This window comes from Antarcticimicrobium sediminis (assembly GCF_004348975.1).
GTDB classification, from domain to species: domain Bacteria; phylum Pseudomonadota; class Alphaproteobacteria; order Rhodobacterales; family Rhodobacteraceae; genus Antarcticimicrobium; species Antarcticimicrobium sediminis.
Genome location: NZ_SMFP01000005.1, coordinates 1 through 21668 on the forward strand (window position 1 = coordinate 1; position 21668 = coordinate 21668).

19 protein-coding genes are annotated in these 21668 nt (G+C 62.3%); 5 read left to right on the forward strand and 14 right to left on the reverse strand.

The features are described from left to right. The first annotated feature begins 194 nt into the window (after nt 1-194). Nucleotides 195-1205 carry an IS30 family transposase gene (locus E1B25_RS09010; protein WP_132828568.1) on the forward strand — a complete coding sequence of 337 codons (1011 nt, stop codon included), beginning with the start codon at nt 195-197 and terminating at the stop codon, nt 1203-1205. Nucleotides 1206-1425: 220 nt separating this feature from the next. On the opposite strand, the gene E1B25_RS09015 is transcribed toward E1B25_RS09010, so the two are convergent. Together E1B25_RS09015 and E1B25_RS09020 are read right to left on the reverse strand one after the other, a co-directional pair. Then, nucleotides 1426-3213 (reverse strand): SulP family inorganic anion transporter, encoded by a 1788-nt coding sequence (locus E1B25_RS09015; RefSeq protein WP_245510665.1) that lies wholly within the window; start codon nt 3211-3213, stop codon nt 1426-1428. Between the two features lie 213 nt (nt 3214-3426). Continuing rightward, nucleotides 3427-4644 (reverse strand): acyl-CoA dehydrogenase, encoded by a 1218-nt coding sequence (locus tag E1B25_RS09020; RefSeq protein WP_245510666.1) that lies wholly within the window; start codon nt 4642-4644, stop codon nt 3427-3429. Nucleotides 4645-4743: 99 nt separating this feature from the next. Between E1B25_RS09020 and E1B25_RS09025 the strand changes: the two genes are divergently transcribed. Then, a complete protein-coding gene (locus tag E1B25_RS09025; RefSeq protein ID WP_132828574.1) occupies nt 4744-5655 on the forward strand; it encodes a LysR family transcriptional regulator in 912 nt (303 codons plus the stop codon). A 185-nt stretch (nt 5656-5840) separates the two neighbouring features. On the opposite strand, the gene phoB is transcribed toward E1B25_RS09025, so the two are convergent. The 11 genes from phoB to E1B25_RS09080 all read right to left on the reverse strand — a co-directional run bounded on the left by phoB (nt 5841) and on the right by E1B25_RS09080 (nt 16444). Next, the gene (gene phoB / locus E1B25_RS09030) at nt 5841-6530 is read right to left on the reverse strand and encodes a phosphate regulon transcriptional regulator PhoB (RefSeq protein ID WP_132828576.1); all 690 of its coding nucleotides are present in this window, start codon (nt 6528-6530) and stop codon (nt 5841-5843) included. 3 nt (nt 6531-6533) lie between these two features. After that, nucleotides 6534-7244, reverse strand: a complete 711-nt coding sequence (gene phoU / locus E1B25_RS09035) for a phosphate signaling complex protein PhoU (RefSeq protein ID WP_132828578.1) — start codon at nt 7242-7244, stop codon at nt 6534-6536. Between the two features lie 16 nt (nt 7245-7260). After that, nucleotides 7261-8058, reverse strand: a complete 798-nt coding sequence (gene pstB, locus E1B25_RS09040; protein ID WP_132828580.1) for a phosphate ABC transporter ATP-binding protein PstB — start codon at nt 8056-8058, stop codon at nt 7261-7263. Between the two features lie 19 nt (nt 8059-8077). Next, nucleotides 8078-9379 carry a phosphate ABC transporter permease PstA gene (gene pstA, locus E1B25_RS09045; protein ID WP_132828581.1) on the reverse strand — a complete coding sequence of 434 codons (1302 nt, stop codon included), beginning with the start codon at nt 9377-9379 and terminating at the stop codon, nt 8078-8080. Nucleotides 9380-9389: 10 nt separating this feature from the next. After that, a complete protein-coding gene (gene pstC / locus E1B25_RS09050) occupies nt 9390-10766 on the reverse strand; it encodes a phosphate ABC transporter permease subunit PstC (RefSeq protein ID WP_132828583.1) in 1377 nt (458 codons plus the stop codon). 72 nt (nt 10767-10838) lie between these two features. Continuing rightward, nucleotides 10839-11882 (reverse strand): substrate-binding domain-containing protein, encoded by a 1044-nt coding sequence (locus tag E1B25_RS09055; protein WP_132828584.1) that lies wholly within the window; start codon nt 11880-11882, stop codon nt 10839-10841. Nucleotides 11883-12087: 205 nt separating this feature from the next. Continuing rightward, nucleotides 12088-13134, reverse strand: a complete 1047-nt coding sequence (locus E1B25_RS09060) for a sensor histidine kinase (protein ID WP_132828586.1) — start codon at nt 13132-13134, stop codon at nt 12088-12090. 57 nt (nt 13135-13191) lie between these two features. After that, entirely contained in the window at nt 13192-14376 is a 1185-nt protein-coding gene (locus tag E1B25_RS09065) for a trans-sulfuration enzyme family protein (RefSeq protein ID WP_132828588.1), read from the reverse strand. After that, nucleotides 14373-14897: a gamma carbonic anhydrase family protein gene (locus E1B25_RS09070; RefSeq protein ID WP_132828590.1), complete on the reverse strand. Its 525-nt coding sequence runs from the start codon at nt 14895-14897 to the stop codon at nt 14373-14375. Before E1B25_RS09070 ends, E1B25_RS09065 begins: the two co-directional genes overlap by 4 nt. Next, complete coding sequence (gmk, locus tag E1B25_RS09075; RefSeq protein ID WP_132828592.1) at nt 14894-15535, reverse strand: guanylate kinase; 642 nt, start codon at nt 15533-15535, stop codon at nt 14894-14896. Before gmk ends, E1B25_RS09070 begins: the two co-directional genes overlap by 4 nt. A gap of 18 nt (nt 15536-15553) precedes the next feature. Further along, nucleotides 15554-16444, reverse strand: coding sequence for a YicC/YloC family endoribonuclease (locus E1B25_RS09080; RefSeq protein WP_132828594.1), 891 nt, complete (start codon nt 16442-16444; stop codon nt 15554-15556). Nucleotides 16445-16738: 294 nt separating this feature from the next. Here E1B25_RS09080 and E1B25_RS09085 point away from each other — a divergent pair, with 294 nt between their 5' ends. Then, complete coding sequence (locus tag E1B25_RS09085; protein ID WP_245510667.1) at nt 16739-17476, forward strand: PAS domain-containing protein; 738 nt, start codon at nt 16739-16741, stop codon at nt 17474-17476. A gap of 68 nt (nt 17477-17544) precedes the next feature. Here the strand turns inward: E1B25_RS09085 and E1B25_RS09090 are convergent, their stop codons facing one another. Next, on the reverse strand, nt 17545-18915 hold the full coding sequence (locus tag E1B25_RS09090) for a class II 3-deoxy-7-phosphoheptulonate synthase (protein WP_132828597.1): 1371 nt from the start codon (nt 18913-18915) through the stop codon (nt 17545-17547). Nucleotides 18916-19082: 167 nt separating this feature from the next. On the opposite strand from E1B25_RS09090, the gene E1B25_RS09095 reads away from it, so the two are divergent. Beyond that, nucleotides 19083-20087, forward strand: coding sequence for a GlxA family transcriptional regulator (locus E1B25_RS09095; RefSeq protein WP_132828599.1), 1005 nt, complete (start codon nt 19083-19085; stop codon nt 20085-20087). A 338-nt stretch (nt 20088-20425) separates the two neighbouring features. Beyond that, on the forward strand, nt 20426-21613 hold the full coding sequence (locus E1B25_RS09100; RefSeq protein ID WP_132828600.1) for an ABC transporter substrate-binding protein: 1188 nt from the start codon (nt 20426-20428) through the stop codon (nt 21611-21613). Nucleotides 21614-21668 lie beyond the last annotated feature (55 nt).

The following is a 21668-nucleotide window of genomic DNA, read 5'->3' on the forward strand; positions in this document are numbered from 1 at the left end:
CAAGGCTTATCATCCCTGCGATATTTGAGGTCTCCGGGTTGCTAAGCCTTGCTGCCGCCGGCGCTCTTGGTGACATTCCTGCTTTGCGCAGTGGGTGACATTTCTGGATGGTTGCAACATCGATGTGGCCGGGTGGATTCACAAATGAAGTGCAAATTCTGTATTAAAACAGAAGATTGCATGGAGGATGTTGAATGGGACGCCGTTACCCTCACCTGAGTTTGGAAGAACGTCGGAAGATTGCCAAGTGGCGTGACGCCAACATTCTGGTTCCCGAGATCGCGGATCGGCTTGGCCGCGCGCCGTCGACCATCTACCGCGAACTGAAGCGCAATTTCTATGACGACAAGGAATTGCCGGAGCTGAACGGCTATTACGCTCTGAACGCCCAAGACATGTATGAGAAGCGTCGTGCTCTTCATCGCAAGATGATCATGCACCCGGAATTGAAGACGGCCATCGAGGATCGTCTCAAAGCCGGATGGTCCCCTGAACAGATCGCGGGCCGGATGCGGCTTGAACGCCACCCGATCCGTGTAAGCCACGAGACGATCTATCGCTTCGCCTATTCCAAGGATGGCCGCGCGGAGCAGTTTTACCGTCATCTTCCCGAACACCGCAGACGCCGCAGACCACGCGGTCATCGTCGGCATAACCGAACCCACATATTCGACGCACAAAGCCTGTCACACAGGCCAGAGCGCATCGCGGAGCGCGCGGAGTTCGGCCACTGGGAGTGCGATCTGATGATGTTCCGCAAAGAGCATGGAAAGATAAACGTGACATCGCTCGTTGAGCGTGTGAGCCGGTACGCTGTCGTGATGCGTAACGAGGACCGCCAGTCCAAGCCGATCATGGAGGCGCTGATCCGGGGATTGGCTCCCCTGCCCGCTGGCGCGCGCCAGTCGATCACCTTCGACCGGGGCACCGAGTTTTCGGCTTGGCGACGGCTCAAGGCCGGGATCGGAGCGGATGCGTGGTTCTGTGATCCGCAAGCGCCATACCAGAAAGGCACTGTCGAGAACACGAACAACAGGCTCCGAAAGTACCTGCCTCGCTCGACCGAACCGACGGCGCTGACAAATCGATATTTGAGGTCGATTTGTCAGCGCCTCAATTCAACGCCGCGCAAATGTCTCGGCTACCACACACCAGCCGAAGTCTTCGAAAGCAAGCTGATGGAAATCCGGAACCGGTTGGAATAAAAGGATATATCAGAAATTGCGCTTCACCGTGAGTTCACACCGGGCAGATTCTAAACTGGGTTGCGACAAATCCCCCCCCCCAGAAAGTGCTTGGGTTGGAGACCCCCGACCGAGGCCTTCAGCGAAGAGCTCATAAAACTGAGATAGTGGAAAACCGTCGCAACGACCCTTGAGCCTTCACAACAATGGGCGCCAGCGCTGTGACCTGACGCCCTTTTGTTTATGCGACGGACTGATCCTCGCCCGTGTCGTGCACCTGCTGGGTCAGCGTGATGAAGGCGTCGTACTGCGACAGGAACACTTGCCCGGACAACTCGTCCAGAAAGGGACTACATTTCAGACGGTCCGCCACTGGCCCCTTCACCTCGGACAGGTGCAGCTTGATCCCCTGATCCGTCAGCCTTTGATTGATTGCCTCAAGCGACTCCAGCGCGCTCAGGTCGATCTCGTTCACCGCTGAACACATCAGGATCACATGTTTCAACTGATCGCGGCTCTGATGCACGCGCGACAGGATCAGATCCTCCATCCGCCGGGCATTGGCGAAATACAGGCTTTCATCAATCCGCAGCGTCAGGATCGCGGGATCGGTGATCACCTTGTGACGATGGATGTTGCGGAAATGCTGGCTGCCCGGCACCTGCCCGACCTCGGCCACATGCGGGCGCGAGGTTTTCCAGACAAATAGCATGAGCGACAGCAGAACGCCCGTGGCAACGCCCACTTCGACACCGACGCCAAGCGTCAGCACGATGGTACCCAGAACAGCGGCGAAATCGGCCTTGGAATAGGACCACGCGCGCGTCAGGATCGAGAAATCCACCAGCGACAGCACCGCCACGATGATGGTGGCGGCCAGCGTTGCCTTGGGCAGAAAATACAGCAGTGGCGTCAGCATCAGCGCCGCCAGCAACAGCCCCACGGCGGTAAAGGCGCCCGCCGCCGGGGTTTCTGCGCCGGCGTCGAAATTCACCACCGAGCGGGCAAAGCCACCGGTCACCGGATAGCCACCCGACAGCCCCGAAGACAGGTTCGCAGCCCCCAACGCGATCAACTCCTGGTTCGGTTCGATCCGCTGTTTACGTTTCGCCGCCAGCGTTTGCGCCACCGAAACGCTTTCCACATAGCCGATGATCGAAATCAGGATCGCAGGACCAATCAAGGTTGAAATCATGCTCAAATCGACGTTCGGCAGGCCCAGCGGCGGCAGTCCGGTAGGGACCGTCCCGACTACGGCGACCCCTGCCCCCGGCAGGTTCAGCGCCCAGGCCGCCACGGTGGTGCCGATCACGGCAAAGACCGGTCCGACCCGCGCAGCGGTGCCAGCGGTGCCGGCGCTTATCCCGAATTTCGACGTCAGGAATTTAGCCAACCCCTTGCGGACCCAGAACAGAAAGGACAGCGCGAACAGCCCCGTGATCAGCGTCGGCAAGTTGGTGTTTGGCAACTCCACCCAGATCGAGGACAGGATTTCAGGCAACGTGTGCCCATGCGCGCTAAGGCCAAGGATATGCTTCATCTGGCTTGCGGCGATCAGGATGCCCGAGGCGGTGATGAACCCCGCGATCACCGGGTGTGACAGGAAATTGGCCACTACCCCCAGCCGCAGGATCCCCATCGCCAGCAACACCAGCCCCGACAACAGTGCCAGCACCGCAGCGGCGGCGGTATAGTCCACCAGGCTCTCCAATCCCAGCGGCGCCAGTGCCGAGGCGGTCATCAGCGAGACCACGGCCACCGGCCCCACCGCCAGCGAGCGGCTGGTGCCAAAGATGGCATAAAACACCAGCGGCAGGATCGAGGCATAAAGCCCGACCTCGGCCGGAAGCCCGGCCAGCAAGGCATAGGCCAGCGATTGCGGGATCAGCATGATCGTCACGATCACCGCCGCGGTCATGTCGCCGGTGAATTGCGCCCGATCATAGGTTCGGCCCCAATCCAGCACCGGCAAAACCGCCCTCAGCCGTTCGGGAGAGAGCCGCGGCAGCGCGTTCAGAAACTTGATCAAGGGGGCGCACCTTTCTGTCGGTCCCCTGCCCCGCGTGCGGCGCATTTGCGCGGCGGGAAAAACGGGCCGGTTCGGAATTACATATTGCCATTTCTATATATGTAAGATCCCCGGCTTGTGAACCCCGCCAAGGGAGAGAAACGGCGCAAATGTCAAAATGCGAAAAGGCCGGGAAATCCCCGGCCTTTTCTGTTGATTCTCAATGCGGTGCGATCAGAAAAACGCCTGCAGCCCGGTCTGGGCACGTCCCAGGATCAGCGCGTGCACGTCATGGGTGCCCTCATAGGTGTTCACGGTTTCCAGATTCACCATGTGACGGATGACCTGGAATTCCAGGCTGATGCCATTGCCGCCATGCATGTCACGCGACATCCGTGCGATATCCAGCGCCTTGCCACAGTTGTTGCGCTTGATGATCGAAATCATCTCAGGCGCGGCGTTGGCCTCGTCCATCAGACGACCGACCCGCAGGCTGGCTTGCAACCCCAGCGCGATCTCGGTCTGCATGTCGGCCAGCTTCTTCTGGAACAGCTGGGTTTGCGCCAGCGGACGGTTGAACTGCTTGCGGTCCAGCCCGTATTGCCGCGCCCCGTGCCAGCAGGCCTCGGCCGCGCCCATCACACCCCAGCTGATGCCATAGCGGGCCCGGTTGAGACAGCCAAACGGCCCTTTCAGCCCCTGCACATTGGGCAGCAGCGCATCCTCGGATACCTCGACACCTTCCATCACGATCTCGCCGGTGATCGAGGCGCGCAACGACATCTTGTTGCGGATCTTGGGGGCAGACAGCCCCTTCATGCCTTTTTCCAGCACAAAGCCGCGAATTTTGCCGCCATGGGCGTCGGATTTCGCCCAGATAACAAAGACGTCCGCGATCGGCGCGTTGGAGATCCACATCTTGTTGCCGGTCAGCCGATAGCCGCCGTCGATCTTTTCGGCGCGGGTCTTCATGCTGGCAGGGTCAGAGCCGGCATCCGGCTCGGTCAACCCGAAACAGCCGATATGTTCACCGCTGGCCAGCTTGGGCAGGTATTTCTTGCGCTGCTCTTCGCTGCCATAGGCATAGATCGGGTACATCACCAGCGAGCTTTGCACCGACATCATCGAGCGATAGCCTGAATCCACCCGCTCAACTTCGCGCGCGACCAGACCATAGCTCACATAGCCGGCACCGATGCCGCCGTATTCCTCGGGGATGGTGGTGCCAAGCAGGCCCATTTCGCCCATCTCTCGAAAGATCTCGGGATCGGTTTCTTCGTTCTCGAAGGCCGACAGAACGCGCGGCTGCAGCTTTTCCTGCGCATAGGCGCGGGCGCTGTCGGCGATCATGCGCTCGTCTTCGCTCAACTGGTCGCTGAAGCGGAATGGATCGGCCCAGTCGAATCCGGCCAGATCGGGCGCGTCTTTGGCACGCAGCGTGGGGGCGGTCATGACAATCTCCTTTATCATATGCGTTTGCATGCGATGTATCACAGCGTTTGGGCAAGAAACAGCGAGACATTCGCATGGTTTCATGAGTAAACGGAATACATGCTTGCCCCGCGCCGATTCCTGCCTTCGATCGCCTCGCTTCGCGCGTTGGAGGCGCTTGAGCGATTGGGCAGCGCCTCGGCAGTGGCCGAGGAGTTGTCGCTGACGCAAAGCGCCGTCAGTCGGCAATTGCAGACGCTTGAGGAGCAGATGGGCGTGCCGCTGATCCAGCGCAGCCGCAGGCGCTTGTCGCTGACCCCGGCGGCGCAGGTCTATGTGGCCGAGATTCGCCCGGCCCTTGGACATATCGCGCAGGCCTCGATGCGGCTGCAGGTGCCGCAAGCGGGGGGCGCGCTGAACCTTGCCATCCTGCCGGCCTTCGGGATGCGCTGGCTGATGCCACGGCTGCCGGATTTCGCCCGGCTGCACCCCGAGGTGACGATCAACATGGCGACCCGGCTGCACCCGTTCAATTTCACCGGCGAACCTTTCGATGCGGCAATTCATTTTGGCACCGGCGACTGGCCCGGCACCGACCGGTTGCTGTTGAAACACGAACAGGTGGTGCCGGTCTGCGCGCCAGCCCTGCTTTCAGGCCGGGTTCCGGGCGATCCGCGCGCCCTGCTCACCATGCCGCTTTTGCATATCGAAACCCGCCCGCGCGCCTGGCAGGATTGGTTCACGCTCAAAGGGATCGAGACCAGCGGGCCGGTGCCGGGCACCATGTATGACCAGTTCTCGGCCATCATTCAGGCCGCTCTGCATGGGCTGGGGGTGGCGCTTTTGCCGGACTATCTGGCGGAACAGGATGTGGCGACGGGGCGGTTGGTGGCCCCCTTCGGCCAAGCGACCGAGGTGCCCGGGGCCTATTTCCTCGTCTGGCCGCAGGCCAAGGCGCACCATCCCCCGCTCACCGTCTTTCGCGATTGGCTCGCCGAGCAGGCCCAGCCTGAAGACCCCCTGCCCCGCTAAGCGCCGCCCGGGACGTTTTCCCGCTCTTTTTCTGGCCGAAAATACTCCCGCCGGAGGCTCCGACGTCCGCGATCGTGGAACCGCCCGTTCGGCGCTACAAAGGTCGGCGTTGAAAACACGCACACCCCGGGGCTAAGCCCGTTCGGCGCGGAAAACGCTCCACCGGAGCGTTTTCCGAGCGCGCCTCACCCCAGAGCATACCCCGCGCCGCGTACGGTGCGTACCGGATCGCCGCCGCCATGTTGGGTTAAAACCTTGCGCAGCCGCCCGATATGCACGTCCACGGTGCGGGTATCGACATAGATGTCGCGGCCCCAGACCCGGTCCAAAAGCTGTTCGCGGCTCCAGACCCGGCCGGGCTTTTCCATGAAGGTCGACAACAGCCGGAATTCGGTCGGACCCAGTTTCAGCGGATGGTCCGAGCGGCTGACCTTGTGGGTTTCAGCGTCGAGCACGATATCCTCGTATTCCAGCCGCAGCCCCACCGTCGAGGGACGTACCCGGCGCAGTTGCGTGCGCACCCGCGCCATCAGTTCCACCACCGAGAACGGCTTGACCACATAGTCATCTGCCCCGGTTTCCAATCCGCGCACCCGGTCCACCTCTTCCGAGCGGGCCGAGAGCATGATGATCGGAATCGACCGGGTTTCGGGCCGGGTCTTGAGCCGGCGACACACCTCGATCCCGGACAGGTTCGGCATCATCCAGTCCAGCACGATGATATCGGGCATGTCCTCTTCGACCAGAAGCAACGCCTCTTCGCCATTTTCGGCCCTGAGAACGCGAAAGCCCTCGGCCTCAAGATTGTAGCCCAGCACCTCGCGCTGGGCCAGTTCATCCTCGACCACCAGAACGGTGGGTTGATCGGCAGCCATGGCTTAGCCCTCCACCACACTTGAGGACGTGGTGTCGGCCTTGCTGCGCGCCTCGTCCGGGCGTTCGCCGGTGACCAGATACACCACCTGTTCGGCGATGCCGGTCACATGGTCGCCCATCCGCTCGATATTCTTGGCGATGAAATGCAGGTGCATGCAGGCGGTGATGTTGCGCGGGTCTTCCATCATGAAGGTCAGGAATTCGCGAAACAGCGCGTTATACATCTGGTCGACTTCATGGTCGCGCCCGATCACGTCGCGGGCCAGTTCCGGATCGCGCTGGATATAGGCGTCGAGCGCGTCCTTGAGCATCAACTCCACCTCGCGCGCCATCCGCCGCAGCGCTGCGGTCGAACTGTTCACCGGCCGCAACTGGGTCAGCACGCCGGTGCGTTTGGCGATGTTCTTGGAATAATCGCCGATGCGTTCAAGGTTGCCGCTGATTTTCATCACCGACAGCACCACCCGCAGATCCACCGCGGTGGGGGCGCGCAGGGCGATCAGCCGGGCGGTTTCCTCGTTGATCAGTTCCTCCAGCCCGTCGATGGCCGCGTCGCCGGCACGGACCTGTTCGGCCAGCTCCTCGTCGCGGGTTTCCAACGACCGGGCCGAGTCCGAAATCGCGGCTTCGACCAGACCGCCCATTTTCATGATCCGGGCCTGGATCGCCTCGAGATCACGGTCAAAGGCGGTGGCAATATGTTGCTCAGACATGGAAAATCCTATTCGCTTACCCGATGCGCCCGGTGATGTAACTCTCGGTGCGCGGGTCTTCGGGATTGGTGAAAATCTGTCCGGTTTCCCCGTATTCAACGAGATTTCCGAGATGGAAAAAGGCGGTCTTCTGGCTGACCCGCGCGGCCTGTTGCATCGAGTGGGTGACGATCACCACCGAATAGCTTTGGCGCAATTCGTCGATCAACTCCTCGACCTGCGCGGTGGCGATCGGGTCAAGCGCCGAACAGGGTTCATCCATCAACAGCACTTCGGGTTCCGTCGCGATCGCGCGCGCAATGCACAGCCGCTGTTGTTGCCCGCCCGACAGCCCGGTGCCCGGCGCATCCAGCCGGTCCTTGACCTCGTCCCAGATGGCGCCACGGCGCAGCGATTTCTCGACGATCTCGTCCAGTTCGGCCTTGCCACGGGCCAGCCCGTGGATGCGCGGCCCATAGGCGATATTGTCATAGATCGACTTGGGAAACGGGTTCGGTTTCTGAAACACCATGCCGACCTTGGCGCGCAACTGCACTGGGTCGACCTTGGGGTCATAGATATCCTCGCCGTCGAGCAGGATGTCGCCGGTGACCCGGCAGATGTCGATGGTATCGTTCATCCGGTTCAGGCAGCGCAGAAAGGTGGACTTGCCGCAGCCCGACGGGCCGATAAAGGCGGTCACGGTCTTGTCCTCGATTTCGACGTTCACGTCTTTGATGGCATGGGTGTCGCCGTAATAGACCTGCACGTTGCGTGCCGAGATCTTGGTTTCGGTCTGCTCCAAGGCACTCTCCGTTTTGGCTGTGTCGTACATTCTGGGTGTCCCTAGGTTCTTACCATTTATTCTCGAACTTCTGGCGCAGGAAGATCGCGACAGCGTTCATTGCGACCAGAAAGCCGAGAAGAATGAGGATGGCAGCCGAGGTTCGCGACACAAAGCCGCGTTCCGGGCTGTCGGCCCAGATGAAGATCTGGGTCGGCAAGGCGGTGGCGCTGTCAAACGGGCTTGAGGCCGCCGAGGTGATAAAGGCGTTCATCCCGATCAGCAGCAGTGGCGCGGTTTCGCCCAGGGCCTGCGCCAGCCCGATGATGGTGCCGGTCATCACGCCGGGCATCGCCAGCGGCAGCACATGCTGGAACACCACCTGTTGTTTCGACGCCCCAAGCCCAAGCGCCGCCTCACGGATCGAAGGGGGCACCGCTTTCAGCGCGGCGCGGGTGGCGATGATGATCGTCGGCATGGTCATCAGCGCCAGCGTCAACCCGCCCACAAAAGGGGCCGAGCGCGGCAGGCCGAACCATCCGATAAACACCGCCAGCGCCAAAAGCCCGAACACGACAGAGGGCACGGCGGCCAGATTGTTGATGTTCACCTCGATAAAGTCGCTGAGCTTGTTCTTGGGGGCGAACTCCTCAAGATAGATCGCGGCGCCGATCCCCAATGGAAACGAGATCACGAAACAGGTGAGAAGCGCCCAGAACGTCCCGGCCAGCGCCCCTTTCAACCCGGCAAGCTCGGGAAAGCGCGAGTCTGCATTGGTGAACAGAGCCCAGTTGAACGGCTTGGTAATGGCGCCTTGGGCCTTGAGCGCGTCGAAATATCCGATCTCGGGGTCTTTCACGCGACGGTGCTGTTCCGGCGTGTCCCGGTCGATCAGGTTCTTGTTCAACTGGTCGAACGGGTCGGAAACCGGCACCGTCATCGTGATGGTCTGACCGATCAGCTTGGGATCGGCCACGACCATGTCGCGCAGCTTGAACTGGGCGCCGTTGGACAGGATCTTTTCCACCGATTTGGCGACCTTGCGCTGGCTCATATCGACGCCCGGGAGCATTTTCCCAAGCGAGGCGCCGAGCGCGTCGTCGAAACCACCGCGCGGAAGTCGGTCCAAGGGGATTTCTTCGGGATCAACAAAGACCTCAAGCGTCACATGGGTCTGTGTGAAGGCCTGCCAACCGGATGAGACAAGCGATCCCACCAGAATGATCAGCATCAGAAAGGCGACGCCGATGGCCCCAAGCCCGATCCATTTCAGCCGCGCCTGCTTCCTGCGGCGGCGTTTCAGCGATGCGGCCACAAGCTCGGTGGCCCGTTTCGGGGTGGGGGCGCCAGATGCGCTGGTGATATCGGTCATGTCCGGGGCCTCAATCATAGGCTTCGCGGTACTTGCGCACGATGCGCAGCGCGAAAACGTTGATCATAAGTGTGACGAGAAACAGCATCATCCCAAGGGCGAAGGCAGCGAGTGTTTTCGGGTTGTCAAAAGAGGTATCGCCAATCAGCAGCGTCACGATCTGAACCGTCACCGTGGTCACGCTGTCGAGCGGATTGATGGTCATCTTCGCGATCAGCCCGGCCGCCATGACCACGATCATGGTCTCGCCGATGGCACGGCTCACGGCGAGCAGCACACCGCCGACAATGCCGGGGATCGCAGCGGGAAACAGCACTGTCGTCATCATCTCGGCCCGGGTCGAGCCCAGCCCCAGCGCCGCATCCCGCAGCGAGCTTGGCACCGCCGACAAGGCGTCGTCGGCAAAGGACGAAATGAACGGAACCAGCATGATCCCCATGACGCCGCCAGCGGCGAGCGCGGTATTGGGCGCCACATCGATGCCGATCGACTGGCCAAGGTCGCGGATGGCCGGGGCGACGACAAGCACCGCGAAAAAGCCGTAGACCACGGTCGGCACCCCGGCCAGGATCTCAAGAACCGGCTTGATGACGGCCCGCAGTTTGCGCGGCGCGAATTCGTTGAGGTATATGGCCGAGAGCAACCCGACCGGGATCGCCACGAACAGCGCCACCACCGTGATCACCATCGTGCCCAAGATCACCGGGAGCCAGCCGAACGCGCCTTCGGCAGCGATCTGATCCTCGCGCAGGGGGATCTGGGGTTCCCAATTGGTGCCGAACAGGAATTCGCTCAACGGGACGCGATCCAGAAACCGCACGGTTTCATAGGACAGCGACACGATGATGCCGATGGTGGTGAAAACCGCCACCGTCGAACAAAAGATCATCAGGCCCGAGACAATTCTCTCGACCCCCTGACGGGCCCGAAACTCGGCCGTCACGCGCGAGCGGGCAAAGCCGATGATCGCCAAAGAAACCCCCGCGACGACCGCAACCATCCACCAGTCAGACTGGGTCCGCAGCGCGGAATAGCTGTCGGCGGCGGCGATTTTCCAGTCTTCCGGGGTGCCAAAAATCTGGCCGCGCGAAATGGATTTGATCTCGGCCAGAACAAGCTGGAGGGCGCCGTCCCCCTGCCCGTCAAGCAAGCCATCGGGCAGGCCGGACATGACGACGCGGTCGATGATCGGCCCTTCGAACGCCAACCACAAAAGGATGATCGTCAGGACCGGAACCAGCACCAACAGGGCCGCGAACATGCCGTGGTAGGAGATCATCGAATGCAGGCGGGCGCCGTTGGCCCGGATCGACCCGGCGGCCATGCGGTTGAGCAGATAACCCGCGAGCGTTGCCAGAATGAGCAGAAGAAAGGGAAGGGCTGTCATGTTTTCGGACGCTTTCCAAAAATAGGTCCCCGGGCCGAAACGGCGGCCCGGGGGTTAGGTCTTAGGCGCAGCTTAGTTCGGCGCAGTCATCGCGGTGCCGTTCAGAACAGCGTCCTGAAGTTCAACACGACGCTCGTCCGACAGGGCCACAAGGCCACGCTCGGCCAGATAGCCGTCGGCTTCAAGCGCGTCATCGGACATGTATTCCTCGATGAAGGCGTCGAGGTTGGCGATCACGCCGCGGTGCGCGTTTTTCACATAGAAGAACAGCGGGCGCGATACCGGATAGGATTTGTCGGCAATGGTGTCGGTCGAGGGCGCGACGCCGTTGATCTTGATCCCCTTCAGCTTGTCGAGGTTCTCGTACAGGAAGGAATAGCCAAAGATGCCAACGGCATCGGCGTCCGCCTCAAGGCGCTGAACGATCAGGTTGTCGTTTTCACCTGCTTCGACAAAGGGGCCGTCCTGACGCATGCGCGAGCAGTTTTCCTTGACCCATTTCTTGTCCTTGTCAAAGCCCTGCTCCTGAACCCAGGCGTTATGCTTGCAACCGGCATGCATCGCCAGTTCGACAAAGGCGTCGCGGGTGCCCGATGTCGGCGGCGGGCCATAGGCAAGGATCTCGGATCCGGGCAGGCTGGCGTCGATGTCCGACCACTTTTTATTGGGGTTGGGAACCATTGCGCCATCAACCGGAACTTCTGCGGCAAGGGCAAGGAACACCTGCTCAAGCGACAGATCCCAGTCGGCTTCGTTGCTGCGCGACACGGCAATCGACAACCCGTCAAAGCCGATCATCGCTTCGGAGATATCGGTCACGCCGTTTGATTGGCACAGCTCGTATTCCGATTTCTTCATGGCGCGCGACGCCCCGGTGATGTCGGGGTGGCCTTCGCCGATGCCACCGCAAAAGATCTTCATGCCGCCGCCGGTGCCGGTCGACTCGACGATCGGAGACGGGGCGCCGGTGTTGTTGGCGAACTGTTCGGCAACCGCTTGGGTATAGGGGAACACGGTGGACGAGCCGACGATGCGGATTTCATCGCGGGCGGCTGCGGCCGTGGCAGAAAGGGCGCCGAGCGCCAGCGCGGAAACCGTCAGTTTCACAAAGGACATATCTGTCTCCTTGGTATGAAATTAATGATCACCCTCATGGTGACCTTGGCGCCCGTCCTAGTGAGCGTGCATGAGGCTTTTGTGACAGTCATGTAACAGTTGCATGACACAGCGCAGGAAAAAGTCCCTTAACCCGCACGAAAGCCTTGTCCGCAAACCGGATTAAACTTGTCTAGACTTCGCAGACAACTCTCGCCCGGCCGCCCTACTGTGGTAAAATAACCGTAAAAACAGAGCCTTGAGCCTGCTCGCTTTCCACCCGCAGCCGACCGCGGTGGCGGTTGATGATATGTTTGACGATCGCCAACCCCAGACCGGTTCCGCCCAGTTGCCGCGAGCGGTGGTTGTCGGCGCGATAGAATCGCTCGGTCAACCGCGGCAGGTGAACGGGATCGATTCCCGGCCCCTTGTCGATCACCTGTATCCGCGCCGCAGGGCCACGCACCGCCGGGTCACGATCCGAGGCCGACAGAACCGCATCGACCCGCCCGCCACTGCCGCCATATTTGATCGCGTTCTCGATCAGGTTGGTAAAGACTTGCCGCAACTGATCCACGTCGCCTGTCACCAGAACCGGCGCCTCTGGCGCGGCCAGCGACAGTTGCACCTGCGCACTGTCGGCCAAGGGGCGCAGTGAGGTGAGCGTCGCCTGCAGGATCTCGTTCAGATTCACCTGCGCCTTGGGGCGCACCCGCTCTTCGCTTTCAACGCGGTTGAGCGACAACAGATCCCCGACCAGCCGGTTCATCCGCCCGGCCTCGTCCTCCATGATGCCGAGAAAGCGATCGCGCGCCTCGGGATCATTGCGCGCGGGACCGCGCAGCGTCTCGATGAACCCCATCAAGGCGGTCAGCGGCGTGCGCAATTCGTGACTGACATTGGCGACGAAATCGCGGCGCATCTGCACCGCCTGCTCCAGATGTGTCACATCCTGAAAGGTGACCAACGTCGCCCCGCCCCGCACCGCGCCGATGCCGTGCACATAGCGGCAGGTCACATCATAGGTGGTGTCCTGAACCCCGTCATTGGACAACATGCGCGCCTGATGCGGGCTCTTGTCGCGCAGCGCTGCCTCGATCACATCCAGCACCGTGGGTTGGCGCAGGATGGTGGCGAAATGACGCCCGATGATCTGCTGCCCCAGCAATGTATGCGACTCGGGGTTGGCGGCGATGATGCGCTCGCTCTGATCGACCAGCAGCGCGGGCAGCGGCACCGCCGCCAGCAACCCAGAAATCAGATCGTCCTGCATGTTTTTTGCCTCCACACGGCTGTTTTCGGTGGCGGCCACCCTGCCCTGCTTTTGTAACTAGGATACGGCAGCGGCGGCGGCCTCGGAAAACACGGTTTTCAGCGCCTCTGGCTGTTCCAGCCCGACCGAGACCCGGAAAAACCCCTCGCTCAGACCCAGCGCGGCGCGTTCCTGCGCGCTGAGCGCCCGGTGCGAAGAGGACGCCGGATGCGACAGCGTGGTGCCGACATCGCCCAGCGTCGGGGCAAAGCTCAGCCCCTCGGCGGCACGGGTGAAGGCATTGGCGGCGGCGCGCCCGCCGGTCAGCTCGAAACTCACCATATTGCAGCCCTGCGTGCCCAGCAGCGCCACGGCCCGGGCCTGATCGGGATGATCGGCGCGCAGCGGATAGATCACGCGTTTGACCCCCGCCAGCCCGGCGAGATGATCGGCCAGCAGCACCGCCGTGGCCTGTGCCCGCTCAAAGCGCAGATCAAAGGTCAACATGCCACGTTCGGCCAGCCAGCAATCGAACGGGCTTGCGGTCAGACCGGCGGTGACCGCGAACACCCGCAACCGCGCGTTCAACTCGGGATCGCGGGCCGCGACATAGCCCAGCATCACGTCGGAATGCCCCGACAACAGCTTGGTCACCGAATGGATGACGATATCGGCGCCATGCTCGAATGGGCGGATCGCTTTTGGCGTGGTAAAGGTATTGTCCACCGCCAGCAGCACGCCCTTGTCCCGGCACAGTGTCGCCAAGCCCTCCAGATCGGCCACCCGCAGCGTCGGGTTCGATACCACCTCGATCAGCACCAACCGGGTCTCGGGGCGGATCGCGGCGGCGACGGCCGCCACATCCGTGGGATCGGCCAGCGTGGTTGCAATGCCCAGACGCGGCAGATCCTCGCTCATCATCCGCAGCGACCGGCCGTACAACTGGTTGCCGCCGACCACATGATCGCCAGCCTTCAACAGCCCCAAAAGAACCGCGCTCACCGCGCCCATGCCCGAGCCGGTCAGAACGCCGCCCTCGGCCCCCTCCATCGCGTCGAGCCGTTGCGCGACCACATCGGCATTGGGGTGCCCTTCGCGCGAATAGGTATAGCCCTGCACGCGCCCCTCGTATTGGTCATCCAAGGCGTCGGGCGTGTCGCTGGCATAGACCACCGAGGGGCTTAGCGGCGTGACAACCGGGGTGCTGGCGCTGGCGGGCAGCGGATAGGGCCGCACGAGCGAGCCCTTGGAGTTGCGTGTCATTCGATCGCCTTCAGTTCGTCGCGGTAACGGCGCATGTTGTCCTGATAGTGCAAGGTGCCCGCGTGCATCCGTTCGGCATGGGCATCGCTGATCTCGCGCACCACTTTGCCGGGGCTGCCCATGACCAGCGAATTGTCGGGAATTTCCTTGTTCTCGGTCACCAGCGCCCCTGCCCCGATCAGGCAGTTCTTGCCGATCTTGGCGCCGTTCAGCACCGTCGCGCCCATGCCCACCAGCGTGCCGTCACCAATGGTGCAGCCATGCAGCATCACCTTGTGACCGATGGTGCAATCCGTGCCGATGCTCAGGGGATAGCCCGCATCCACATGCATCACGCAATCTTCCTGCACGTTGGACCCTGTGCCGATGCGGATTTCCTCGTGATCGGCGCGCAGGGTGCAGCCGAACCAGACCGAGGAGCCCGGCTCCATCACCACCTTGCCGATCAGGTTGGCATCGGGGGCGACCCATGTATCGGCGTCGATCTTCGGTTTGTGCGGGCCAAGGGCATAGATTGTCATGACAATTCCTCGAATTCGGCCTGCAACGCGCGCACATGCGCCAGAAGGCTGGGTTGCTGGGTGCGGCGCAGGCGGGTGGCGGTGACGATGCTTTTCAGATTTTCCTCGGTGCGGTCGAGGTCATCGTTGATCAGCACGAAATCGTAATAGCCCCAGTGGCTGATTTCGGCCCAGCTCTTCTCCATCCGGGCGCCGATGGTTTCTTCGCTGTCGGTGCCCCGTTCGATCAGCCGGCGGCGCAATTCGGGGATCGAGGGCGGCAGCAGGAAGATCGACAGGGCATGTTGGGCCAGATCCGAATTGCGGATCTGTACCTCGCCCTGCCAATCGACATCAAACAGAACGTCCTCGCCGGAATTGATCGCCTCCTGCACCGGGGTCTTGGGCGAACCGTAATAGTTGCCGAACACATGCGCGTGTTCCAGCATCTCGCCCTCGTTCACCATCCGCTTGAACGACTCTTCGCTCAGGAAATAGTAATCCTTGCCGTCGACCTCTCCGGCGCGTGGCTTGCGCGTGGTGGCCGAGACCGAAAACCGGATCGACGGATCCCACGCGCGCAGCCGCTTCGCCAGCGTCGATTTCCCCGCGCCCGAGGGCGAGGACAGGATGATCAGTAGTCCGCGGCGTTTGCTCATGTCATGTTCCTTTCCCGATCATTCCACATTCTGCACCTGTTCGCGCATCTGGTCGATCACCGCCTTCAGGTCCAGCCCGACCTTGGTCAGATCTACGTTCTGCGACTTGGAGCACAGGGTATTGGCCTCGCGGTTGAACTCCTGCATCAGGAAATCCAGCTTGCGCCCGACCGCGCCACCGGCCCCGACCAGATCGCGCGCGGCCCCGACATGGGCGCGCAGGCGGTCCAGCTCTTCGGTGACGTCCGATTTCACCGCGATCATCGCCAGTTCCTGCGCCACCCGCTCGGGGTCGGCGCCCTCGGCGTTGTCCAGCACCCGGGCCAGATTGGCGCGCAGCGTTTCGGCCATGGCCGCCTTGCGCGCCTCGGCCAGATCGCTCGCCGTCGTGACCAGCGTGCTCAGTTGCTCCAGTTGCCCACGCAGCACCTGCGCCAGCGCCCGACCCTCGGCTTGCCGCATCTCCAGAAAGGCGGCGATCAGCGGACCCAGTTCGGCGCAAAGCTGCTTGACCAGCGCGGCGTTGTCGCCCTCCTCTGCGGCGGGCTCCATCATGCCGCGCAGCCCCAGCAGATCGCTGGCTTTCGACGGCGCCAAGGACACCCCGCGCGCCATCGCTTCGGCCTCGATCTGCGACAGTGCCTCGAGCGCAGCCGACAGCACATGGGGGTTCAGCGCCGCGCTGCTGCTCGCATCACTTCGGGTCAGGCGCAGCGACAGGGTGACATTGCCCCGCGTCACCGCCTTGGCCAGATCGGCGCGCAACGCCGTCTCCAGCCCTTCCAGCCAATCCGGCACCCGCAACCGCAGATCCAGCCCCTTGGCGTTGACGCTGCGCAGCTCCCAGCCCCAAGAATAGATCCCACGCTCGCCCTTGGCCGAGGCAAATCCGGTCATTGATCTGATCATATGCTGGGTGCTCCGTTTCCGCATTGCGCCGTCTCGGGGCGCAGGTAAAGGCAATGCGCCGGTCAGGGCAAGCCCCCGGCGATCGGTCCGGCACCGGTGCGACGTTAACCAGAGATTAAGGAAACGCTCCAAATTCGAGCAGAATTGTGTCAAGTTAACGGCAGGGTAACCAATCCGGCGGAAGTTTGGCAAAGCGTCGCGCGCGCCTGAGGACAGGGGCGGCGATATGGTCAGGACCCGATCGGTGATCGGGCCCGCGACAGCAGATGCAGGGTAACAGGTCGGGTGTAGGGTATGAGTGAGGACGCCAGCATGCAGCAAAGCGAGATCGGATGGAAAAAGGTCGTCGTGCTCGACCGGTTCCGCAGCGGTCGCAGCCTGTCACCGCTGCGTCAGGCCGAGGCCTATTGGCTGGCGCTCTGCGGGGAAACCGGGGTGCCACGCCGCAGCCAGATCGACCCACGCGCGCTGGGCAACATCCTTGAGCACAGCTTTATCCTTGAACGGGTATCGCGTCGCGCTGCCCGGTTCCGCCTTGCGGGCGATCACCTGACCGCATTGGCCGGGATGGACCTGCGCGGCACACCGTTCACGGCGCTGTTTGCGGATGAGGCGCGGGCCGAGGCCGGCGCGATCCTGCAACGGGTCTTCACCGCGCCGGCGGTGGCCGAACTGCGGTTGCAGACCTCGCTGTCGGCGCGCGCACCTGCTCTTGAGGCGCGGATGCTGCTTTTACCACTGGCGACGGAAGACGGCGATGTCGCGCGCGCGCTGGGCGTGCTTGTCGCCGATACGACGCTGCGCGCGCCGCCGGTCCGCTTTGACATTGCCAACCGCCTGCTGCGTCCGGTCGCAACCGCGCCACAGGCCCCCGCGCAAGCCCCCGTGCAAACAGAAGACCCGGGACAAGCGGAAGACCCGCCAAAGCCCTTGGCACTTACGATCTCACCCGCGTCCCGCTCCACAGACGGTTTTGCCGAGGCCCGCACAGCGCTGGAGGGCCAGCCGCCACATTTGCGGCTGATCAAATAGACACGGACTGTCGGTGAGGCAGAGTTTAGGCGCGCGCCCGGATGCCCCGGGCGCGCGGTTCGCTTTACTTAACTGGCGGCGCGTTCGACCCGCTGAGCGCGCAGCGCGCTCAGTTCCTCGGCAACGAGAAAGGCCAGCTCCAGCGATTGGCTGGCATTCAGGCGCGGATCGCAGGCGGTGTGATAGCGATCCGACAGGTTTGCCTCGCTGACCGCGCGCACGCCACCGGTGCATTCGGTCACGTCCTGACCGGTCATCTCGAAATGCACCCCGCCCGGCACCGTGCCCTCGGCCGCGTGCACGGCAAAGAATTCGCGGACCTCGCGCAGCACCAGTTCGAACGGGCGGGTCTTGAACCCGGTCGAGGATTTGACCGTGTTGCCATGCATCGGGTCGCAGACCCAGACCACATTGGCCCCCTCTTCGCGCACGGCCTTGATCAGGCGCGGCAGATGCTCGCCCACATTGCCGGCCCCGAACCGCGCGATCAGGGTCAGCCGCCCGGCTTCGTTGCCGGGGTTCAGCTTGGCCATCAGCAGCTTGAGATCCTCGGCCGTCATAGACGGCCCGCATTTCAGCCCGATCGGGTTCAGCACACCGCGACAGAACTCCACATGCGCGCCATCTGGCTGACGCGTACGGTCGCCAATCCAGATCAAATGACCCGAGCCCGCCAGCCATTTGCCCGAGGTGGAATCAAGTCGCGTCAGCGCCTCTTCGTATTCCAACAGCAGCGCCTCGTGGCTGGTATAGAAATCCACCGTCTGCAGGGTATGCGCGGTGTCGTTCTTGACCCCGGCCGCCTTCATGAAGTCCAGCGTGTCGGTGATTCGGCTCGCCATCTCGCGATAACGTTCGGATTTCTCGCCCTCGGTGAAGCTCAGCGTCCAGCTGTGCACCTGATTCACATCGGCATAGCCGCCGGTGGAAAACGCGCGCAGCAGGTTCAGCGTGGCGGCGGACTGGGTATAGGCCTGCAACATGCGGGCCGGGTCGGGAATGCGCGCCTCGGGGGTGAAGGCAAGATCGTTGACGATGTCGCCGCGATAGCTGGGCAGCTCGACGCCATCAACCACCTCGGTCGGTGCGCTGCGCGGTTTGGCGAACTGGCCCGCCATCCGCCCCACCTTGATCACCGGCACCTTGGCGCCATAGGTCAGCACCATCGCCATCTGCAACATCACCTTGAAGGTGTCGCGGATGCTGTCGGCGCTGAACTGTTCAAAGCTTTCGGCGCAATCGCCGCCCTGCAACAAGAATGCCTCACCGCGCGATGCGGCGCCCAATTCCTGCTTCAGACGGCGTGCTTCGCCGGCAAAGACCAGCGGCGGATATTTGGCAAGCTGACCCTCGACCGCAGTCAGGGCCGCGCTGTCAGTATAATCGGGCATCTGCACGCGCTGCTTGGCGCGCCAGTCCGATTTGCTCCAGTCCGTCATTGTTTCTTCTCCGCTTGGCGTATCAGGGGGTCTGTATACAAAAGCCAGAGGATAGAGGCCATATCCCATTTGCGGCACTTGACGCCGCAAATAACCTCTGAGCAAGCTGTGGATCACGGTCGGGTCGACACTGGATTCGGCGCGGACCTGGTTCGGAAAGGCCTCCGATGGAAGAACAACGTGAAGCCGTCGCAGTCGATCAGCCTCTGGGCCGTCCCCGTCGCTTTGTCTTTGTTCTGCTCGATAATTTCACGCTCCTGTGCTTCGCCTCGGCGGTTGAGAGCCTGCGCATCGCCAACCGGATGTCCGGGCAGGAACTGTATACTTGGCGCCTGATCGGCGAGGGCGGCGAAGAGATAACCTGTTCGTCGGGCACCACCTTCAAGCTTGACGGCGGGCTGGATGATTTGCAGCGCGACGATACCGTGCTGCTGTGTGGCGGGATCGAGGTTCAGAACGCCACCACCAAAAAGCTGCTGTCCTGGTTGCGGCGCGAGGCGCGCAAGGGGGTGATCATCGGCGGCTTGTGCACGGCCGGATACGCCATGGCCCGGGCCGGGCTGCTGGACGACAAAAAGGCGACGATCCATTGGGAAAACGCCGATAGCTTTGCCGAGGAATTCGACGAGGTGCAGCTCACCAAATCGGTCTTCGTGATTGACGGCAACCGCATCACCACTGCCGGCGGCACCTCTTCCATCGACCTGATGCTGAAACTGATCGCCGATGATCATGGCGAGGATCTGGCCAACGCAGTGGCCGACCAGTTGATCTATTCCTCGATTCGCACCGATCAGGACACCCAGCGCCTGTCGGTGCCGACCCGGATTGGCGTGCGTCACCCCAAGCTGAGCCAGGTGATCCAGATGATGGAAACCAACATCGAAGAGCCGATCAGCCCCTCGATCCTTGCGCGCGACGTGGGCATGTCGACCCGCCAGCTTGAACGGTTGTTCCGCCGCTATCTGAACCGCTCGCCCAAGCGCTACTATATGGAGCTGCGGCTGCAAAAGGCACGCAACCTTCTGATGCAGACCGATATGAGCGTGATCAACGTGGCGCTGGCTTGCGGCTTTGCCTCGCCGTCGCATTTCTCGAAATGCTACCGGACGCATTACAACACCACGCCCTACCGCGAACGCGGCGCACAGGCGGCGCGGCTCTCGATCTGAACGCAAGGCTTGGGCTGCGGGCGACGTCACACTCGCCGGGGCAAACCGTACAAAATCGACGCCAAAATCCCCGTTTTCTCGCCGCGCTGGGCCACCAGATATCCTGCTACAAAGCGCAGAAAGATCCGCGTAAGGCACAGGGCGAGCCCCCATTCGCGCCTTCGCCAAGGGGGGGTGATTTTGATCACGGATCTCGCGCAATCGCTGCGCGGGAAAAAAAATCCGGACGGGATCCATCGCACGGTGTTACGCTCTGGCAACGTTAGTACTTTTCTTTTTCTCAGAGCTTGCCTAGGGTCTGCACAGAACTTCACCGTTCAAATTTGGGAGTAATGAACATGAAAAAACTGCTTATGGCGACAGCCCTGAGTTCGTTGGGTGCGACGGCCGCATTTGCTGCGGATGATATCAAAATGGGTGTCGCGGCGGCCTTTACCGGCCCGCTCGAATCGCTTGCCCCGCCGATCGCGCGCGGTGCCGAACTGGCCATCGAAGAGGCCAACGCGTCGGGTCTGCTGCTGGGCGGCATCACCGTGAGCCCGGTCCGTGCTGACACCACCTGTATCGATTCAGCGGCCGCAACCGCCGCTGTCGAGCGTCTGGTCACCGGCGACAAGGTTGTCGGCGTCATGGGGCCGATGTGCTCGGGTGCCACCACCGCAGTGCTGCAGAACGTCGCCGTGCCCAACGGCATCGTCATGATCTCGCCCTCCGCCACCTCGCCGGCGCTGACCGATATCGAGGACAACGGCCTGTTCTTCCGCACCGCCCCTTCGGATGCCCGTCAGGGCGCCGTGATGGCCCAGATCATTCTTGATCATGGCATCAAAAGCGTGGCTGTGACCTATACCAACAACGACTATGGCAAGGGCCTCTCAAGCGCCTTTGAAACCTCTTACAAGGCGGCAGGCGGCACCGTCACGTTGACCTCGGCGCATGAGGACGGCAAGGCCGACTACTCGGCCGAAGTCGGTGCCTTGGCCTCTGCTGGTGGCGACGCGCTGGTTGTCGTGGGCTATGTCGATCAGGGTGGCTCCGGCATGGTACAATCCGCACTGGATTCCGGCGCCTTTGACACCTTTGTGTTCCCCGACGGCATGGTCGGCAGCGCGCTGGTGGAGCGGTTCGGCTCGGATATCGACGGCTCCTTTGGCCAGAACCCGGCAGCTGCCGGCGAAGGTCGCGGTCTGTTCAACGATATGGCGACGAAAGCCGGTTTCGACGGCACCTCGGCCTTTGCGGGCGAAGCCTATGACGGCGCGGCTCTGATGCTGCTGGCGATGCAGGCTGCTGGCTCTTCCGATCCTTCGGTCTACAAGACCAAGATCATGGATGTGGCCAACGCCCCGGGCGAGATGATCCTGCCCGGTGAAATCGGCAAGGCGCTGCAGATCCTCGCCGATGGCGGTGAAGTCGACTATGTCGGTGCCGCAGCGGTCGAGTTCATCGAGCCGGGCGAAAGCGCCGGGACCTACCGCGAAATCACCATCGAAGGTGGTGAAATCAAGGTTGTCGGCTACCGTTGACACCATCGCCCTGACAACTATGACAGCCCGGCTTGATGCCGGGCTGTCTGCTAAC

Excerpts from the sequence above, each read along its gene's own strand:
- E1B25_RS09010 (WP_132828568.1), top strand. The coding sequence starts at position 195 with ATGGGACGCCGTTACCCTCACCTGAGTTTGGAAGAACGTCGGAAGATT.
- E1B25_RS09020 (WP_245510666.1), bottom strand. The coding sequence starts at position 4,644 with ATGACCGCCCCCACGCTGCGTGCCAAAGACGCGCCCGATCTGGCCGGA.
- E1B25_RS09025 (WP_132828574.1), top strand. The coding sequence starts at position 4,744 with ATGCTTGCCCCGCGCCGATTCCTGCCTTCGATCGCCTCGCTTCGCGCG.
- phoB (WP_132828576.1), bottom strand. The coding sequence starts at position 6,530 with ATGGCTGCCGATCAACCCACCGTTCTGGTGGTCGAGGATGAACTGGCC.
- phoU (WP_132828578.1), bottom strand. The coding sequence starts at position 7,244 with ATGTCTGAGCAACATATTGCCACCGCCTTTGACCGTGATCTCGAGGCG.
- pstB (WP_132828580.1), bottom strand. The coding sequence starts at position 8,058 with ATGTACGACACAGCCAAAACGGAGAGTGCCTTGGAGCAGACCGAAACC.
- pstA (WP_132828581.1), bottom strand. The coding sequence starts at position 9,379 with ATGACCGATATCACCAGCGCATCTGGCGCCCCCACCCCGAAACGGGCC.
- pstC (WP_132828583.1), bottom strand. The coding sequence starts at position 10,766 with ATGACAGCCCTTCCCTTTCTTCTGCTCATTCTGGCAACGCTCGCGGGT.
- E1B25_RS09055 (WP_132828584.1), bottom strand. The coding sequence starts at position 11,882 with ATGTCCTTTGTGAAACTGACGGTTTCCGCGCTGGCGCTCGGCGCCCTT.
- E1B25_RS09060 (WP_132828586.1), bottom strand. The coding sequence starts at position 13,134 with ATGCAGGACGATCTGATTTCTGGGTTGCTGGCGGCGGTGCCGCTGCCC.
- E1B25_RS09065 (WP_132828588.1), bottom strand. The coding sequence starts at position 14,376 with ATGACACGCAACTCCAAGGGCTCGCTCGTGCGGCCCTATCCGCTGCCC.
- E1B25_RS09070 (WP_132828590.1), bottom strand. The coding sequence starts at position 14,897 with ATGACAATCTATGCCCTTGGCCCGCACAAACCGAAGATCGACGCCGAT.
- gmk (WP_132828592.1), bottom strand. The coding sequence starts at position 15,535 with ATGAGCAAACGCCGCGGACTACTGATCATCCTGTCCTCGCCCTCGGGC.
- E1B25_RS09080 (WP_132828594.1), bottom strand. The coding sequence starts at position 16,444 with ATGATCAGATCAATGACCGGATTTGCCTCGGCCAAGGGCGAGCGTGGG.
- E1B25_RS09085 (WP_245510667.1), top strand. The coding sequence starts at position 16,739 with ATGAGTGAGGACGCCAGCATGCAGCAAAGCGAGATCGGATGGAAAAAG.
- E1B25_RS09090 (WP_132828597.1), bottom strand. The coding sequence starts at position 18,915 with ATGACGGACTGGAGCAAATCGGACTGGCGCGCCAAGCAGCGCGTGCAG.
- E1B25_RS09095 (WP_132828599.1), top strand. The coding sequence starts at position 19,083 with ATGGAAGAACAACGTGAAGCCGTCGCAGTCGATCAGCCTCTGGGCCGT.
- E1B25_RS09100 (WP_132828600.1), top strand. The coding sequence starts at position 20,426 with ATGAAAAAACTGCTTATGGCGACAGCCCTGAGTTCGTTGGGTGCGACG.